The following is a 17,639-nucleotide window of genomic DNA, read 5'->3' as shown; positions in this document are numbered from 1 at the left end:
TTTTAAAAACGTAAAAAATATTTCAAGAGAACTTTAAAGAAAAGGAGTTTAATAAGGATGCTAAAATTTGAAAATTGGAGGCGGTCAAATGTCAGAACTATTGGTTTTAGGAATAACTATTATAGCGTATTATTTTATTATTTTTGCGAGAAATGTAAAAAAATCTATTATTACATTCTTCTTTGGTATTTTATTATTCATTTTGAAACCTGTTGAAGGTTTGGAATTTGAAAATATTGGAAGGATTGTTAGTTTTGAAACATTAGGTATTTTGCTTGGGATGATGATTATTGTTGAAATACTTAAAGAAAGTGGTTTTTTTACATTTGCAGCAGTTAATGCAATTAAATTAAGTCGCTATAAGTTTTGGATAGTTTTAACAATGCTAATGGTTTTGGTAACATTTTTTTCAGCTTTCTTAGATAACTTAATCACAATAATGCTGATGGCTCCAATTATTTTTTTGGTTGCAGACACAATAGAAATGAATCCAACGCCTTTAATTTTATTAACAATAACTATTGATAATATTGGAGGTATGAGTACGTTAATTGGTAGCCCGTTAAATATAGTCTTAGGTTCTATCGGCGATTTACACTTTACTAAATTTTTAAATGTGATGCTTCCAATAACAATATTATCTTTTATTTCAGTAATAATTATGTTTAAAATAAATAATAAAGTAGATTCAAAAGTGTTTAATGAAAGATTGAAGAAATTGTCAGATATGGATCCTGAAAAAGCTATTGAAAATAAATCATTAATGTATAAAGGGTTAACAGTTTTCTTAATTGTGTTAACAGGATTTATGTTTCATTCTTTAATTAAAATCGATTTAGCATTGATAGCTATGGCTGGTGCTTTAGTATTAATGTTATTAACTCAGAAGGATTTTGAAAGTATGTCAAAGGATCTGGATTGGGATACAATGTTTTTCTATGGTGGTTTATTTACAATAGCTTTTTCTCTTGAGGAAATTGGGGTAACTCAAGCAATAGCCAATGTTTTTAATCCGTTGATGGCAACACCATTTTTATTGATGGTCGTAATTATGTGGTTATCAGCATTTGTTATTCCGTTTTTAAGTGCTGTACCAGGAACTTTGATTTTAGCTCCAGTTATTAAACTTTTAGTTTTACATGGGGCGCCATATGAACTTTGGTATGCATATGCAATTGGTGCTAATCTGGGGACTAATTTAACACCACTTGGTGCTGTTCAAAATATAGTTGGAGTTTCTTTGCTTGAGAAAAACTATAATCAAACAATAACTTTTGGAGAATATATGAAAAAATCATTTTTTTCTGTTTTGATACCTCTTATTTTAGGAACTATATATTTGTTTTTCATATAAGTAGGGAAGTGAGAATATGAATAAAGAAATTTTTGAAAGAAAAATAAATAAGGTTATTTTTAAAATTGTCATTGGAGATTTAACAAAAGAGAATGTTGATGTAATTGTTAATGCAGCCAATTCTTATTTAGCGCATGGCGGTGGCGTAGCAGCAGCTATTGTGAAAGCGGGTGGATATCAAATACAAAAAGAAAGCGATGATTATATAAGAAAAAATGGTATAATAAAAACAGGAGAAGTTGGGGTTACTTCCGGAGGCAATTTAAAAGCAAAATATATTATTCACGCTGTAGGACCAGTTTGGAACGGAAGTAACAATAACGAAGAAAAGCTTTTATATAATGCAATATATAATTCTCTAAAAAAAGCAGATGATTTAAAACTGAAAACAATTTCTTTTCCAGCTATTAGTACAGGAATATTCGGATATCCGTTTGAAAAAGCATGTGAGGTATATATTAAAGCTATCGAGGAATTTTCTAAAAAAGCAAAAAATTTAAGTGAAATAAGATTTTGTTTTTTAGATAAAAACAGAGCTTTTTTGTTAAAAGAGATTATAGGAGGAAGATATGGCAACTTTAAAGATACATAACGAAAAGAAAAAAGAAAGAAAAAAACATATATTATCTAAAAAAAGTAAAACACAAGAAAAAATAAATCATTTCGAAAATTTGGAAAAAGGTGAAGCAATTAAAAACTTACCTTTAGGTAATGCTGGAATGGGTTGGTTGAAAATAATATTTTCCAGTTTTAATTTTTTGATTTCTTTGATTTTAACCTTATTAATTCTTGGTGTTTATTTTCAAAAGCCATTAATTCAAAGTATGTTGGGGAGTCAATTTTCTCTCGATGTAACCAATATTATAGTTCTTGGTATTTTATTTCTGTTATACAGTATTTTCGAACAGTTTAATGCAATTTACTATTTAAAAAGGAGTATAAAAGGTACAAAAATTACAGCATTTCTAAAATTCTTAATTTCAGTTATTATGATTTTTACTATATTGTATCTTATTTTCAAACACGGTATTCAGTGGTTTGGAGCATCGCTATTTGGGAATACTTCTTTAGGGAAAAATGAGGTATTTTATATACCAAGTATTATATATTTAACTTATTCGATATTTTTGTCTTTATTATCATATTATGATATATTGAATTAATATTTTTATTATCTATATGTTAATAATAGTAGTATAAATTTAATAATTAATATTATTAGTATTTAATAAAGTAAAACAATTTTTTGATAAGCATCGAAAGTTGATTGGATTTTATAAATGTTAAATAAGTTTATTTGTATTTGGAGGTGCAAATATGAAAAAAATGGAGTATGATGTTGTTATTCTTGGTGGTGTAGCAGCAGGGACGAGTGCGGCGGCTAGCGCTAAAAGAGTAAAAAAAGATTTAAAAATAGCAATATTTCAAAAAGAACCATATATTTCATATGGTGGATGTGGATTACCTTATGTAATTAGTGGTGATGTTAAGTCACCCGAATCTGTTATCGCATTGACTCCTGAAATTTTTAAAGAAAAAAAAGGTGCAGATGTTTTCGTTAATCATGAGGCATATGAAATAGATTTTTCAAATAAAATTGTTTATGTGAAATCAGATAATGGGGAAATAGAAGTTTCTTATAATAAATTAGTTATTGCAACAGGTGCTTCGCCAATTATTCCAGCTTTTAGGGCATGGGGGGAAAATGGAATTTTTAAGCTAAGAAATCCTGATGATGCGAAGAATATTTTAAAGTATATAAATGAAAATAATCCTAAAAATGCAGTTGTAATTGGCGGAGGATTTATAGGAATTGAAACAGCTGAAGCATTAAAAAAACATAATATAGGTATTACAATTATTGAAGGTACAGATCATGTTCTTGGTAACATAGAGCCGGAGATCCACGAAGAGTTTGTAAATGGATTAAAAGAAAAAGGAGTAAAGATCCTATTTAATACTTTTGCTGATGATATAATAAAGGAGAATGATAAGTTTAAAGTAATTACAAAAAATGGAAATTTTGAATCAGATATGATAATAGTATCAATTGGAGTAAAACCAAACACCTTATTTTTAAAAGAGAAAGGTTTAAATATGGCAAGAAATGGGGCAATTATTGTAAATGAAAATATGGAAACAAATATTAAAGATGTTTATTCTGCTGGGGATTGTGCAACTGTAAATCATTTTATTACAAAAGAGAATGTGTATATACCTCTTGGAACTACTGCAAATAAACAAGGGAGAATAGCGGGGAAAAACTTAGCAGGAGATGATGATTCATTTATAGGAGTAGTTGGATCTTTAATAACTAAATTTGAGGATGTTGAATATGCAAAAACGGGATTAACATTAAAAGAAGCTATAGAAAAAGGTTTTGACGCTGATTCTGTGTTTATTAAATCTGGAAGTAGAGCGCATTATTATACTGGTTCAAAGAAAATAAAAATAAAATTAGTATTTGAAAAGAAAACAGGAAGAATACTCGGTGCTCAATTAATAGGTGGTGAAATTCATCCTAGATTAAATACTATAACATCTCTTATTTATACAAATGGAACAGTTTCACAATTAAGAAATATGGATTTAGCTTATTCTCCACCATTTTCTCCTGTTTGGGATATAGATCTTGTTGCAGCAACACAAGCAGTTAAAAAATTATAACGGAGTTCGATAGAACTCCATTTTTTATTAAATTTCTATAAAATTTAAAAAAAATATGTTATAGTTAATTTAGCAAAACTCTCAGGAGGTCTTTCGATGAAAATATCAGATTTTTTACTTTCCAAATTAGAATTTGATCCATTTAATCTTCAAGGTGAAGTTGAAATAAATGATTTTCTTCTTTTAAAATTGAATAATCCTCTTAATGAAAGTGATGAAAAAAAAGTAAAAAAATTTTTTTCAAGGTTAATGAAAATGCCAGTGAAAATCATATTGCTTTCCAAAAAAGATTTAAGTTATATTTTAGAAAATTGGATAGACTTAATAAATGGTAATGAAGAAGAAAATTATCTAAGATTTTTATTACCGGATATTTCTGAAAATGAATTGATTTTTAGAGTTTCAAATAAATTTGCTCTTGAGAGAGTGAAAAAAAACAGAAAAATCATTGATAATATATTAAGTAGAAGTTTGGGTTATTTACCTGACTATGAATTTGTTTTTGATGAAAAAATAGCAATTGATTATAAAAATTTTGAAACAAATAAAAAGGGTGATTATGAATTATCAGAAGAATTTGATAATGTAATTGTTGTAGATGAATCTGTTGATAATAACATTGAATCAAAAAAGCAGGATGATTATGTAATTTTGGGTAATAAATTTAAAAAGGTGTCTATTCCGCTAGATAAATTAAACGATATTATGTATCAAACTTCAAAAGTAGTAATTGAAGGAAAGGTGTTTTATAAAGAATATAATGATAGAGCTATTATACTAACAATGTATATTACCGATAATACAGATTCCATCATAATAAAGGCGTTTAAAAATTCAGCAGAAAGATTAAATAATAATATTAAAGAAGGGGAGTTTATAAAAGTTGAAGGGAAAATTACATATGATGAATATCAAAAAGAATATGTTATAATACCTGAAAATATTATGAAAATAGAGGCCAAAGAAAGAATTGATAATTTTGAGAAAAAAAGAGTTGAGTTACATGCGCATTCCAAATTTAGTGCGCTAGATTCTGTTTTGGATGTTGAAGATTTAGTAAAAACAGCGGCGAAATGGGGGCATAAAGCTGTTGCTATTACAGATCATGAAGTTGTTCAATCGATCCCAACCTTTTATAATATTGCAAAGAAGGAGAATATTAAACCTATATATGGTTGTGAAATAAATGTTGTAAATAATAGAGCATCAATAATTTACAATTTTAGCGATGAAATACCTTTTGATTCGAATTTTGTGGTTTTTGATTTTGAAACAACTGGTCTTGATCCAAATATTGAAGAAATTATCGAATTTGGTGCTGTTAAAATAATAAATGGTGAGATAACAGATGTTTTTCATAAAATGGTAAAACCACAAAAAAATGTACCACAAAAAATACAAGAAATTACAGGTATAACAAATGAGATGTTAATAAATGCACCATCTATAAAAGAGGTACTTCCTGAATTTATGAGTTTTATATCCGATTCAGTTTTGGTTGCCCATAATGCCAATTTTGATTATAGATTTTTAAGACGTTGGGTTAAAGAAATAATGAATATTGAAATAAAAATTCCGTATATTGATACACTCTCTATGTCCAGAGCATTGTTGAATTTGAAAGGAGGACATTCTCTTGATAAAGTAGTTAAGGTATTAGGATTAGGAAATTTTGAACACCATAGGGCACATGAAGATGCAAAGATTACAGCACATGTTTTTTTAAAACTTCTTGAAAAAGCAAAAGGTAGAGGGATTAGAACATTAAATGATTTAATTAACCTTGAAAAGATGATAGACTTTAAAAAATTGAGAAAATATCATATGACAGTATTGGTTAAAAACAGAACTGGTTTGAAGAATTTATATAAATTAATATCTAAAGCACATACTGAATATTTTTATAGAGATACAACGGTGCTGTTAAATGAGTTACTTGAGAACAGAGAAGGTCTTTTAATTGGAAGTGGCTGTACAAAAAATATAATATTTGAAGAATATTCAAGAGGTGCATCTATAGAGGAAATAAATGCTTTAATTAGTTTGTTTGACTATATAGAAATTCAACCGCTTGATAGTATTGAACATCCCGATAAAGATTCTGAAAATGGAAATATGGATTCGAAAAAAGTTAAAGAATTTTATAAATTGTTATATAATTCTGCAAAAAATTATAATATTCCAGTAGTTATGACTGGTAATGCACATTATTTGAATAAAGAGGATAAAAAAGCAAGAGATGCTTTAATAATAGGATCAGCCACAAAAGGTCAAAAAAAGAAAGTGTATAATTCAAATAAATATTTTAGAACAACTAAAGAGATGTTAGATGCAGCTTATGAGATATTTGAGGATAAAAAAATAGCAGAAGAAATTGTAATCGAAAATACCAATAAAATCGCAGATTTAGTTGAAGAAATAAAGCCTTTAGAGGGGAATTTACATCCTCCAATAATAGAAGGGGCCGACGATACTGTTCGAGAATTAACCTGGGAAACAGCAAAAGAAGTATATGGAGAACCATTGCCGGAAATAGTAAAAGCCAGAATAGAGAGAGAATTGAAATCTATAATTAATCATGGATATGCTGTATTGTATTTAATGGCCCAAAAAATTGTAAAAAAATCAAATGATGATGGGTATCTTGTTGGTTCGAGAGGATCTGTAGGTTCATCATTAGTAGCTACAATGATGGGAATAACAGAAGTAAATCCTTTACCACCACATTATATATGTCCTGAATGTAAATATAGCGAATTTATCACAGATGGATCATATGAATCTGGTTATGATTTGCCAGATAAAAAGTGTCCTAAATGTGGAATTGAATTGAAAAAAAATGGGCAAGACATCCCTTTTGAAACATTTATGGGATTTGAGGGAGACAAAATTCCAGATATTGATTTGAACTTTTCCGGTGAATATCAAACAAGAGCACATAAGTTTATTGAAGAATTATTTGGAGAAGATCATGTATTTAGAGCAGGAACAATTTCAACAGTTGCAGAAAAAACAGCTTATGGATATGTAAGAAAATATGCAGAAGAATATGCTGGGGGATTAAAAAATCCTGAAATAATTAGATTGGCTAAAATTATAGAAGGTGCGAGAAGAACTACAGGACAACATCCCGGTGGGTTAATGATTGTACCTAAAAATATGGAAGTTTTTGATTTTACACCAATTCAGTTTCCTGCAAATGATAGAAAGGCGAATACGAAGACAACGCACTTTGATTATCATGTTATTCATGATGATCTTGTAAAGCTTGATGCACTTGGGCATGATGATCCTACCTTTTTAAAGATGTTAAGTGATTTAACAGGTATTGAATATAAAAATATAAAAATGGATGATAAAAAGACAATGTCCATATTCTCTTCTTCAAAAGCTTTAGGTGTAGATTTAACCTCTGATTTAAGAACAACTGTGGGAACTTTAGGAATTCCTGAATTTGGAACACAATTTGTTAGGGGTATGTTGGAAGAAACAAAGCCTAAAACATTTGCAGCACTAGTAAGAATTTCGGGGCTATCCCATGGTACCGATGTATGGTTAAATAATGCCAGAGATCTAATAGTATCAGGTAAGGCAACTGTTGACGAGGTTATTGCATGTCGTGATGATATTATGAATTACCTAATACATAAAGGATTGGATAAAAAACATTCATTTTTTATAATGGAAAAAGTACGAAAAGGTAAAGGATTAGCTCCAGAAGATGAAGATGAAATGAAGAAAAATAATGTACCAGAATGGTTTGTCAACTCATGTAAAAAAATTAAGTATTTATTCCCGAAAGCACATGCGGCTGCTTATGTTAGTATGGCATTTAGAATTGCGTATTTTAAAGTTCATTATCCCCTCGCTTTTTATGCGACATATTTTTCAGTAAAAGGTGATGAATTTAATACAGAAATTATTTTAAAAGGAAAAAATGCAATTAGAAATAGAATATTTGATTTAAAATCAAGGTCATTGGATGTAAAAGAAAAAAACGAATTAACGGTATTGGAAATTGCATATGAGATGATTTTAAGAGGTTTTGGTTTTTTACCGCCAGATATATATAAAGCAGATGCAAAAAACTTTATTATTGAAGGAAATAATTTAAGAATACCTTTTATTAAAGTCCCCAATTTAGGAGAAAAAGCTGCTATAAGTATTGTTAAAGCGAGAGAAGAAAAGGAATTTTTATCTATAGAAGATTTATTAAATAGAACGGGTATAAATAAAACAACTGTAGAAACATTTAAAAAAATGGGTATTTTAAAAGGATTACCTGAAAAAAATCAGGTTAATTTATTTGAAGGTTTAATGTGAGGTGAACTCGATGCAATTTAATATTTTAATAGTTGATGATTCAAAATTTGATATAATAGTACTTATGGATATGATAGAAAAATTAGGGCATATTGTTATAGGCGAAGCAAAAGATGGTAAAGAAGCTATAAATAAATATTTTAAATTATTACCAGATGTTGTTTTTATGAATTTATTAATGCCTGTTATGAATGGTATTGAAGCTATGAATTTTATTTTAGAAAATGATCCAGAAGCGAACATTATTGTAACCTCATCATTTTCAGAAAAAGAATATGTAAAAGAAGCTATTTTAAATGGTGCAAAAGATTTTTTAGCTATACCAATAAAAAAAGAAAAGTTAAAAGAGGTATTGGAAAAATTAAAATAAAAATTACAAAACACCCCCAAAAATTTTGGGGGTGTTTTGTAATGGCTGTCTTGTTATATTAAACTTTTAATATACTCTGTGGTTTTAATGTTTTATCTATTCTTTTTATTAATCCAGCTAAAACTTTACCAGGTCCCACCTCATAAACTTTTTTAACACCTAAATCCTTCATTTTTTGTATAGTTTCGACCCATCTCACAGTACCTGTTATTTGTTTTACTAAATTTTCTCTTATCTTTTGAGGGTTTTCTTCTATTTGTGCAGTATAATTTTGAATTATTTTATATATGGGTTTTTTAAACTTCAATTTTTTTAATTCTTTTTCCATTTTTTCCTGAGCAGGGAATACTAATTTTGAATGAAAAGGTCCACTAACATTAAGTTCAACCACTTTTTTTGCTCCAGCCTCTTTTAATAATTTTAATGCTTCTAATATTTCTTTTTTATCACCACTAATGACAATTTGTTCAGGTGAATTGTGATTTGCGATGTTAATATTTTCAAATTGTGATATTATTTCGCTTATTTTATCTATTGATAATCCTATTACAGCTCCCATTCCACCAATTCCAGGAGGACATGCTTCACTCATATATTTTCCTCTTAATCGTACGAGTTTTACGGCATCTTCAAATGATAGAACTTCTGCCGCAGCTAAAGCTGTCCATTCGCCTAATGAATGACCGGCAACAATATCAGGAATAATATTTAATTTTTCTTTTGCATATAAATACATTATATATGATATGGTTAATAATGAAGGTTGTGTGTTTTCAGTAAGGGTTAATTTTTTTTCATCATCTCCAAATATAATTGATTCAAGATCAACATCAATAGTTTTAGATGCAATATCTAAGTATTTTTTATATTCTGGATATTCTTCTAAAAGTTCTTTTCCCATATTTAATGTTTGTGATCCTTGACCTGGAAAAACAAAAGCAATCATTTTTTCACATCCTTTTCTATTAGCATCTTTTCAAATTCCTTTCCAAATTCATCTATTATATCTTTAACAGATTTTATTTCATTAATTAATCCAGCACTTTGTCCAGCCATGAAAGAGCCGTTTTCAAGATCACCATCAATAAAAGCTTTTCTCAAACTTCCAATGAGCATTTCTTCGGCTTCTTCTGGTGAAGAAGCTTCTAATTGCTTGATTTTTTTTGCAAATTTTGTTTTTATTACTCTGGCAGGATGTCCAATTGCTGCACCTGTAACGATTGCATCTCTAATACCGGCTTTTAATATTATTTTTTTGTAGTTTTCATGTGCTTCACATTCAGGTGTAGCTATAAATCGAGTTCCCATTTGAATGCCTTCAGCCCCTAATTCAACAACAGCTTTCATACCCCTTAAATCCGCAATTCCTCCAGCTGCTATTACAGGTATATTCAATACGTCAACAAGTTTTGGAATTAAAACCATAGTTGTAACATCACCAATATGTCCACCACATTCCATTCCTTCTCCAATAATGGCATCAACTCCAGCCTTTTCCAATCTTTTAGCTAAATTTTCTGATGATACAACAGCTAAAACCTTAATATTTTTTTCTTTTAATGAAGATATATATTTTCCGGGATTCCCAGCGCCAAATATTACAACTGGTACGTTTTCATTCTTTGCAATTTCAACTAATTGATCAGCATAGGGATTCACTAATATTATATTAACAGCAAATGTTTTATTTGTAAGTGTTTTGATCTTTTTGATAGCTTCTTTTAAAATTTCTGGTGTCATGCTTCCAGCACCAATTGTACCTAATCCACCAGCTTCGGATACAGCGGCAGCTAATTTTGCTGTTCCCACCCAGGCCATTCCGCCTTCTAAAATAGGATATTCTATGTTTAATAATTTTGTAACTCTATTCATCAATGCACCTCCAAGTAATTGCTGATGTGGTCATTCCACCCCCAACGGAAATTAATAAATGATCTTTTAATTGAATTTTTGAATTTCCGTATGTTTTAAATAAAGTTAAAGGGATACTAACTGCACCGGTATTTCCATAATCTTCTATTATATCTAAAAACTCTAAGTCGTTAAACGATTTTTTTACGCTTTCTAAAATACGTTTATTGGCTTGGTGGGGAACAATTATTTTCTTTTCATAATTTTCAATATATTTATTTATTATTTTTTTCATATTATTAACAGCGAATTTATACACTCTTTTTCCATCCATAATTATTTTTTTGTTTTCATTAATATTTAAAGCATCAAGATAATTTGGATCATACATAACTTTATGATCACAAATATAATTATCGTGATTTTCTAAAATCATAGCAACAGATGCATCGGAAAATAATATTGCAGTGTTGATATCCTTATCTTCAACAAGTTCAGATAATCTTTCTGATACAATAATCAGAATCTTGTTTGCTATATTTTCTCTAAACATAACATCTGCCACATGTAAAGCAGTTATAAAACCAACAAATCCATTTGATATATCTATACCATAATGTAATTTTTTTAATTTTAATTTTTCAAAAACTCGAACATAAAAAGGAACGTAATGAGCTCCTATTGAAGAGACAAAAAGAATAGTATCAACACCATCAAGATTAAGAGAAGAAGCTGCATTTATTCCCATTTGGAAAACATCCATGTCTGAAATATACCTTTTTTTTATACCAGTTCTTTTATAAATCCATTCTTCAGAAACATTAAATTTTTTAGATAAAGTCTTATTATCTAATATTTTTTCAGGCACAAAGGCATTTATTTGAGATATAATCATATTATCCCTTCTTTATTCCAACCATTAATTCTGCAGAGGTGACGATTTTATTTTCAACTTTAGCAGTGGCCTTTAATTTAAACATTCCCATTTTTTCTTGTAATATTTCTATTTCATATATTAATTTATCTCCAGGCCTGACTTCTTTTTTAAATCTGGCTTTATCAATACCAAGAAATAAAGGGATATAACTTTCTTTCAAATCATTCATTAAAAGTATTCCGGCAGTTTGAGCTAATCCTTCGATTATCAAAACACCGGGCATAATAGGATAATTTGGGAAATGACCTTGAAATTGTGGTTCGTTAATACTAATATTTTTATATGCAACAATTTTTTTATCATTCATTTCAATTACACCATCTACAAGCAAAAAAGGATATCTATGAGGTAAAATTTTCATTATATCATCAATATTCATTATTCCCATTGGGTAATCACTCCCACAGCATCAGGTCCTAAATGAGTACCAATTACAGGATCTAGTAAAGAATATATAATATCATCGTCATTTTTTCCGCGTTCTCTGAGTTCTTCAATAATTAGTCCACCATATTTTAAATTACTTGTATGTATTACAGCAATTTTTTTTAATCTTAAAGAATCTATCCTGTCCATTGCATGATTAACAACCTCTTTAATCATTTTATTTATTCCTCTTACGCTTTTTACAGGAATGATTTCTCCATCAATTAATGAAAGAATAGGTTTCATATTGAGTAGTCCTCCCATTAAGGCTTTTGCTTTTCCAATTCTTCCACCTTTGTATAAATAATCTAAATTTGTCACGCTAAATATTGTTCTTATGGTAGTATGAAAATTTATTGAGTATTCAATTAATTGTTCTATAGAATATTTTCCACTTTCAATCTTATCTTTTAACTCTAAGACTAAAAAACCTAATCCGAAACTTGTTAATTTACTATCAATAGCAAAAATTCTTTTTTCGTCAACCATTGATGCAGCAAGTCTTGCAGAGTTTAAAGTTCCACTTAATTTTTCTGAGATAGTTAACGTAATTAGATAATCATATCTCTGAAGCATAGCTCTATAGACTTCTTCAAAATCTTTTACAGATGGTTGTGAAGTAAGTGGAACATAAGATCCCACTTTCAATTCTTCATAAAAAGTCGTTGGGCACAAATCAACAGCCTTTATATGCCTGCTTTCCCTTAGTATGTAAAGAGAAGTATATCCAATATCATTTTTTTCTAAATAATCTATCGGTAAATTACACGTGTTATCAGTTACTATGCCTACTTTCATTTTAATCATCTCCTTATAAGCTTCTATATACTATAGAAACATTATGTCCTCCAAAACCAAACGAATTTTTAATAGCGTATTTTGCTTTAAAATCAATAGTTTCTTTTGGGATTTTTAAGTCTTTTAACTCATCATCAGCTTCTATTAAATTTGGCATTCCATGAATAAAACCTTCTTTCATTTGTAAAACAAGACCAACAAACTCAATAGCAGCAGCTCCACCAAGTGCGTGTCCAAATAATGTTTTAGATCCTTGGATAAATATATTTTTAGCATGTTCTCCTAAAGCATTTCTTAAAGCACGTGTTTCTGCAACGTCACCAGCTGGAGTTGATGTAGCATGGCAGTTTGCTAATTCTATTTTCTCTGGTTCAATTTTTGCATCATTTAGCGCTAATTTAATAGCTTTTGCAGCGCCTTTACCTTCAACGTCGGGAGCACTTATATGATAGGCATCACCACTCATTCCAAATCCTTCAATAAATCCGTATATATTAGCATTTCTTTTCTTAGCATGTTCTTCGGATTCTAAGACAATAACTCCAGCACCTTCACCCATTACAAAACCATCTCTATTTTTATCAAATGGTCTGGAGGAACTTTTAGGGTCATCATTTCTTGTAGATAACGCTTTCATATTTGCAAAAGCAGCAATTGGCATTGGATCAATTGTAGCTTCTGCGCCACCAACAATAGCAACGTCCACATAACCATGTCTAATTAACATACTTCCTATAGCTATTGCGTGTAAAGAAGATGCACAAGCACTAACAGTATTAAAATTAGGCCCTTTTATTCCAAATTCTATAGAAACAACACCAGAAGCCATATCTGATATCATCATTGGGATTAAAAATGGACTTACAACTTTAGGTCCTTTTTTTTCCATTTTTAAAAATTCTTTATATAATGTTTTAAATCCCCCAATACCAGATGATACTATAACAGCAGCATTTTCTTTCCATTCACCGTTTTCGTCCAAAGAGCTATCTTCCAAAGCTTCTTTAGATGCAGCAATAGCAAATTGCAAAAACCTATCATATCTCTTTGCAGTTTTTTTGTCCATATATAACGTTGGCTCAAATTCTTTAACTTCACCAGCAATTTTTACTTTATGATTTGTTGTGTCAAATTGAGTAATGTTATCTATACCTATAGTCATTTTTTTTAGTTTTTCTTTAAATTCTTCTTTTGATTTTGCTATAGAATTAATAGTACCTATACCTGTAACTGCAACTTTTTTCATTTTTTTACCTCCTGTAATAATTTTTAATTTTTGTTTCATATTAATATTAGCAACACTATGCCATGTTTAATTATACGAATATATGTTCTATAATAGTATAAAAATTATACTATTTTGAAAAAATTGATATATAGAAGTATAAAAATTATACTTATTTTTAAAATTTGTGGAAGAGACATATCTTTATAGAAGATATGTTATAATATTAATATAAAATTCTTCATGATGAATAAAAAGGAGATAGATAATGAAATATAATGAAAGCGTTTTTATTGAAAAAATAAAAGTGAGGAAAATATTGTCTATTGGAGATTTAATCGATGTAGAGATTCCAAAACAGCATATCATAGGAAATAGCAGGATTATTTCCTTAGATTTTTCTTCGAAAATTGCACAAATATTGCCACCAATATATAGAAATTCAAGGTTAAAGTTATTTCCTGGAGAAACATTAAATATGAGAATATATGAGAATTCATCAAATATAGTAATTAAATCTAAACTTTTAAAAGTAGAGAAAGAAAACATATTGGTGTATTTACCTTCTATAGCATTTAAAATTCAAAAAAGACTTTTTTATAGAATTCCTATAATTAGAGAAGGTTTATTACTCGATAATGAAAATAATAAAAATATTCCATTTGAAACAAGAGATTTTAGCGCAGGGGGAATACAAATAGTTTTAAGAGAAACATTATATAAAGAAAAACAATATACATTGAAAAAATTATTAATAGATAAAAATCTCTTTTTAGAAAATATAAAAGCAAGGGTTGTTAGATTTGTTGGAGATAATATATATAATGAAAAAATATATGGTATGAAATTTATTACTATTGATTATAAAATAGAGAAAAAAATTGTACAATATATTAACTTGTATACTATAAAATCAAAACACAAAGATAGAGAGGGCAAGAAATGAAACTAAGTAAAAATTTATATAAATATATAGAAATATTCATAATATTAACCTTTCTTTTTGTCTTAGATCTAACAAATAAATATTTTGGTTATGTTTTTTTTAATCCTAATCCTTATTTCATATTTTCACTTTTTATTGCTGTTAGATATGGAATTAATTTAACGATTTTAGTTGGAGTAATAAGTACATTATATGTTTTTTTATCTGTCTTTTTTAGTGTGAAAAATGATTTTTTCAATGTAATTATTTCTTGGGAAATTTTAAAAATACCACTTTTTATATTTTCTCTTGGTTTTATTATAGGTTTTTTTAGAGATATTTATATTCAACAAATTGAATTACAATATGATCAAATAAAATTATTAAAAAGCAGAATTGATGATTTAGAAGATGATATTAGAAAATATAAAAATATAACTGATGATCTCGAACATAAACTTATTTTAGAAAAACAGGGATTGTCTTTATTAGTTGAAAAATTAAAAGATATTGAGTATAATAATTCAGAAGATATTTTTAATGAAGCTATAGATCTAATTTCGGAATTTATTTATGCAAAAACAGTTTCTATATACATTTTAAATAAAAACAATTTTTTGCGGTTAAAAGTTCGAAAAGGAGAACAATTTTTACCAAATTCTTTTGCTGTAGATAAGTCTATTGTTATATCTACAGCAAAAGAATTTGGAAGTGCGACATCAAATGTTCTGTTTTTAACAGAAACAGAATTTAATTTTGAATATGAACCTGCAATGGCAGTTAGTATAACAGACAATAATAAAGTATTGGGTTTTATTACAGTAGAAGTTATTGATCCAGAAAAAATAAATAAAAATACTGAAACCTATTTAAAAATATTGTCTGATTGGTTAGGTACTCTTCTACTTGCGTCCAAAGAGTTAAATCAAGATAATGATAATACTATGTTTTACCAAATGAAAAAATTTAATAAAATTTTAGAAAAAATAGAGGAGAGATTTAAAAAATTCAAAATTCCATATTCTATTATAAGTGGAACTTATGATAAAAAATTTTCTGTAGAAGAAATCAGATCATTTATAAGAGATACAGATTTCTTGTTTTTAGATGAAAAAACAAAAGAATTTAAAATAATTTTAACCTCATGTTCTGCCAAAGGTTTAAAAAGAGTAAAAGAGAACTTAGAAAAATATGCTTATATAAATATTCAGGAGGCTTACTCAAAAGATGAGTAATAAAAGGCTTTTTGTATACATCTTTATAATTATTTCATTAATCAGTGGGGTTTTAAGTATCTTTTTATTTGTATTAAAAAGATATTTTTTTGGAATCATTTTAGTTTTTGTTTATTATCTAATATCCATTTTTATCAATTATGATAAAGATGAGAGTATTAAGTTTCAATTAGCAAAAAATTTATTATTTTTTGTTTTTTTCCCTTTTTTTCCAGTAATATTTTTTTTTAAAAAAGTTGATTTAAAACCTTTATATAAACCTATAGAAGTTTCTGAACATAAATTAATTGAAACAAGAAATATAAAATATTTATCAATAGATTTAGCTCCTTTTAATACTATTATAAAATATGGAGATCCTGCACAAAGAAAATATGTTGTAAGGTTCGTTTTCAACTCAATAAAAATTGAAAAAATGGATTTTATAGAAGGTGTAAATTTAATACGCAAAGCATTAAGTGATGATTTACACCCTGATGTTCTTTTATATGCATCAGATGCATTGACAAATTTAGAAAATTTTTTAATTTCTAAAATTTCATTTTATAGCGAAAACCTTAATTCATTAGAAAACTATATCAATTATGCAAAATATATCTATTATTATGCGAATTCTGGGTTTTTAGCTGGGGAATACAAAAATGAAATTCTAATGAAATCTTATAAAATATTAAAGAATGTTATCAATACATATCCTGATAGCCCAAGATTGATAATATATACATTAAGGATACTTGAGTCTTTAAAAGATTTTAGAACAATTGAAGAATTATTAAATAAAAAAATAAAAAAATTTAAAGCTCAGGAAATATTTGAGTATGCTATTTTTTATTATATCAAACAAAAAAAGTTTTTTATTGTAAAAGAATTAATATCTGAATACATTAAGTTAGGATTTAAACCAAAAAATGAGTCTTTAAAATATATATTGGGAGGATAACTATGAATGTGAAAAAAATTTTTTCACCTTATTATGTGCTTTTTTTTCTCACTATTATGCTGATTTTACTAATTATAATTTTTAATTACAAATTTCATTATTCTTTTGATCCAGATTATATAAAAACTCTATCTTGGAATAAGCGTTCTTCATATATTAAACAAAGAGAAATTTTGTCAAAACTTAAAAATAAACAATTTTATACCGAAAAAGATTTAATTCTTATAAATCAACTTATTTCTATTTCTAATGTTTTAAAAGATAATAAAACTTTTAAATATGCACAAAAATTGAAATTTGATTTTTTATTTAATTCTCTTAAAGATTTTTCGAATTCAAGTTATCTTTTCACCTTTACAAAAGATATGTCCTTAAATGAAAAAATAGTAACTTATCTACTTTCTAAAAATGAAAAATACTTAGAAGCAGTATTAAAAGAATCATCAGAAAAAGAAAAAATGCTATTTTTATACATGTTAAATCTATTTTTTCCTGAAAAAATTCAAAATTTTTACAAGTATTTTACCAAAACTGAAATTGACAATATAAAACTTATTATAGAATATATTAATATCAAGGGTGAATAAT

16 protein-coding genes are annotated in these 17,639 nt (G+C 27.6%); 10 read left to right on the top strand and 6 right to left on the bottom strand.

The window, feature by feature from the left end; all coding sequences use genetic code 11:
• The first annotated feature begins 88 nt into the window (after positions 1-88).
• From BUA62_RS00305 to BUA62_RS00280, 6 genes are all read left to right on the top strand, one after another.
• Entirely contained in the window at positions 89-1,354 is a 1,266-nt protein-coding gene (locus BUA62_RS00305) for an ArsB/NhaD family transporter (protein ID WP_072862212.1), read from the top strand.
• Between the two features lie 16 nt (positions 1,355-1,370).
• A complete protein-coding gene (locus tag BUA62_RS00300) occupies positions 1,371-1,946 on the top strand; it encodes a macro domain-containing protein (RefSeq protein WP_072862210.1) in 576 nt (191 codons plus the stop codon).
• Positions 1,924-2,517, top strand: a complete 594-nt coding sequence (locus BUA62_RS00295; protein ID WP_072862207.1) for a hypothetical protein — start codon at positions 1,924-1,926, stop codon at positions 2,515-2,517. The genes BUA62_RS00300 and BUA62_RS00295 overlap by 23 nt, the downstream gene beginning before the upstream one ends.
• Positions 2,518-2,671: 154 nt before the next feature.
• Positions 2,672-4,021: an FAD-dependent oxidoreductase gene (locus BUA62_RS00290; protein ID WP_084670624.1), complete on the top strand. Its 1,350-nt coding sequence runs from the start codon at positions 2,672-2,674 to the stop codon at positions 4,019-4,021.
• Positions 4,022-4,117: 96 nt separating this feature from the next.
• Positions 4,118-8,344, top strand: coding sequence for a PolC-type DNA polymerase III (locus BUA62_RS00285; protein ID WP_072862205.1), 4,227 nt, complete (start codon positions 4,118-4,120; stop codon positions 8,342-8,344).
• 10 nt (positions 8,345-8,354) lie between these two features.
• Positions 8,355-8,714 carry a response regulator gene (locus BUA62_RS00280; RefSeq protein ID WP_072862202.1) on the top strand — a complete coding sequence of 120 codons (360 nt, stop codon included), beginning with the start codon at positions 8,355-8,357 and terminating at the stop codon, positions 8,712-8,714.
• Positions 8,715-8,772: 58 nt separating this feature from the next.
• Here the strand turns inward: BUA62_RS00280 and fabD are convergent, their stop codons facing one another.
• The 6 genes from fabD to fabF are packed head-to-tail and all read right to left on the bottom strand — an operon-like array spanning position 8,773 to position 13,972.
• Complete coding sequence (gene fabD / locus BUA62_RS00275; RefSeq protein WP_072862200.1) at positions 8,773-9,660, bottom strand: ACP S-malonyltransferase; 888 nt, start codon at positions 9,658-9,660, stop codon at positions 8,773-8,775.
• Positions 9,657-10,586 (bottom strand): nitronate monooxygenase, encoded by a 930-nt coding sequence (locus BUA62_RS00270; protein WP_072862198.1) that lies wholly within the window; start codon positions 10,584-10,586, stop codon positions 9,657-9,659. The genes fabD and BUA62_RS00270 overlap by 4 nt, the downstream gene beginning before the upstream one ends.
• Positions 10,579-11,460, bottom strand: coding sequence for a 3-oxoacyl-[acyl-carrier-protein] synthase III C-terminal domain-containing protein (locus BUA62_RS00265; RefSeq protein WP_072862196.1), 882 nt, complete (start codon positions 11,458-11,460; stop codon positions 10,579-10,581). Before BUA62_RS00265 ends, BUA62_RS00270 begins: the two co-directional genes overlap by 8 nt.
• A gap of 1 nt (position 11,461) precedes the next feature.
• Positions 11,462-11,881, bottom strand: a complete 420-nt coding sequence (gene fabZ, locus BUA62_RS00260; RefSeq protein ID WP_072862412.1) for a 3-hydroxyacyl-ACP dehydratase FabZ — start codon at positions 11,879-11,881, stop codon at positions 11,462-11,464.
• Positions 11,881-12,726: a DegV family protein gene (locus BUA62_RS00255; protein WP_072862193.1), complete on the bottom strand. Its 846-nt coding sequence runs from the start codon at positions 12,724-12,726 to the stop codon at positions 11,881-11,883. The genes fabZ and BUA62_RS00255 overlap by 1 nt, the downstream gene beginning before the upstream one ends.
• A 13-nt stretch (positions 12,727-12,739) precedes the next feature.
• Positions 12,740-13,972, bottom strand: a complete 1,233-nt coding sequence (gene fabF / locus BUA62_RS00250; RefSeq protein WP_072862191.1) for a beta-ketoacyl-ACP synthase II — start codon at positions 13,970-13,972, stop codon at positions 12,740-12,742.
• Between the two features lie 247 nt (positions 13,973-14,219).
• Here fabF and BUA62_RS00245 point away from each other — a divergent pair, with 247 nt between their 5' ends.
• From BUA62_RS00245 to BUA62_RS00230, 4 genes are read left to right on the top strand one after another with little or no spacing between them, the layout of a single operon-like run.
• Entirely contained in the window at positions 14,220-14,897 is a 678-nt protein-coding gene (locus tag BUA62_RS00245) for a PilZ domain-containing protein (protein ID WP_072862189.1), read from the top strand.
• On the top strand, positions 14,894-16,111 hold the full coding sequence (locus tag BUA62_RS00240) for a hypothetical protein (RefSeq protein ID WP_072862187.1): 1,218 nt from the start codon (positions 14,894-14,896) through the stop codon (positions 16,109-16,111). The genes BUA62_RS00245 and BUA62_RS00240 overlap by 4 nt, the downstream gene beginning before the upstream one ends.
• Positions 16,104-17,051 carry a hypothetical protein gene (locus tag BUA62_RS00235; protein WP_072862183.1) on the top strand — a complete coding sequence of 316 codons (948 nt, stop codon included), beginning with the start codon at positions 16,104-16,106 and terminating at the stop codon, positions 17,049-17,051. Before BUA62_RS00240 ends, BUA62_RS00235 begins: the two co-directional genes overlap by 8 nt.
• A gap of 2 nt (positions 17,052-17,053) precedes the next feature.
• Positions 17,054-17,638 (top strand): hypothetical protein, encoded by a 585-nt coding sequence (locus BUA62_RS00230; protein WP_072862181.1) that lies wholly within the window; start codon positions 17,054-17,056, stop codon positions 17,636-17,638.
• Position 17,639: the final 1 nt, after the last annotated feature.

The organism is Marinitoga hydrogenitolerans DSM 16785, assembly GCF_900129175.1.
Classification (GTDB): domain Bacteria; phylum Thermotogota; class Thermotogae; order Petrotogales; family Petrotogaceae; genus Marinitoga; species Marinitoga hydrogenitolerans.
This window is presented reverse-complemented; position numbering and strand designations above follow the sequence as displayed.

Excerpts from the sequence above, each read along its gene's own strand:
- BUA62_RS00305 (WP_072862212.1), top strand. The coding sequence starts at position 89 with ATGTCAGAACTATTGGTTTTAGGAATAACTATTATAGCGTATTATTTT.
- BUA62_RS00300 (WP_072862210.1), top strand. The coding sequence starts at position 1,371 with ATGAATAAAGAAATTTTTGAAAGAAAAATAAATAAGGTTATTTTTAAA.
- BUA62_RS00295 (WP_072862207.1), top strand. The coding sequence starts at position 1,924 with ATGGCAACTTTAAAGATACATAACGAAAAGAAAAAAGAAAGAAAAAAA.
- BUA62_RS00290 (WP_084670624.1), top strand. The coding sequence starts at position 2,672 with ATGAAAAAAATGGAGTATGATGTTGTTATTCTTGGTGGTGTAGCAGCA.
- BUA62_RS00285 (WP_072862205.1), top strand. The coding sequence starts at position 4,118 with ATGAAAATATCAGATTTTTTACTTTCCAAATTAGAATTTGATCCATTT.
- BUA62_RS00280 (WP_072862202.1), top strand. The coding sequence starts at position 8,355 with ATGCAATTTAATATTTTAATAGTTGATGATTCAAAATTTGATATAATA.
- fabD (WP_072862200.1), bottom strand. The coding sequence starts at position 9,660 with ATGATTGCTTTTGTTTTTCCAGGTCAAGGATCACAAACATTAAATATG.
- BUA62_RS00270 (WP_072862198.1), bottom strand. The coding sequence starts at position 10,586 with ATGAATAGAGTTACAAAATTATTAAACATAGAATATCCTATTTTAGAA.
- BUA62_RS00265 (WP_072862196.1), bottom strand. The coding sequence starts at position 11,460 with ATGATTATATCTCAAATAAATGCCTTTGTGCCTGAAAAAATATTAGAT.
- fabZ (WP_072862412.1), bottom strand. The coding sequence starts at position 11,881 with ATGAATATTGATGATATAATGAAAATTTTACCTCATAGATATCCTTTT.
- BUA62_RS00255 (WP_072862193.1), bottom strand. The coding sequence starts at position 12,726 with ATGAAAGTAGGCATAGTAACTGATAACACGTGTAATTTACCGATAGAT.
- fabF (WP_072862191.1), bottom strand. The coding sequence starts at position 13,972 with ATGAAAAAAGTTGCAGTTACAGGTATAGGTACTATTAATTCTATAGCA.
- BUA62_RS00245 (WP_072862189.1), top strand. The coding sequence starts at position 14,220 with ATGAAATATAATGAAAGCGTTTTTATTGAAAAAATAAAAGTGAGGAAA.
- BUA62_RS00240 (WP_072862187.1), top strand. The coding sequence starts at position 14,894 with ATGAAACTAAGTAAAAATTTATATAAATATATAGAAATATTCATAATA.
- BUA62_RS00235 (WP_072862183.1), top strand. The coding sequence starts at position 16,104 with ATGAGTAATAAAAGGCTTTTTGTATACATCTTTATAATTATTTCATTA.
- BUA62_RS00230 (WP_072862181.1), top strand. The coding sequence starts at position 17,054 with ATGAATGTGAAAAAAATTTTTTCACCTTATTATGTGCTTTTTTTTCTC.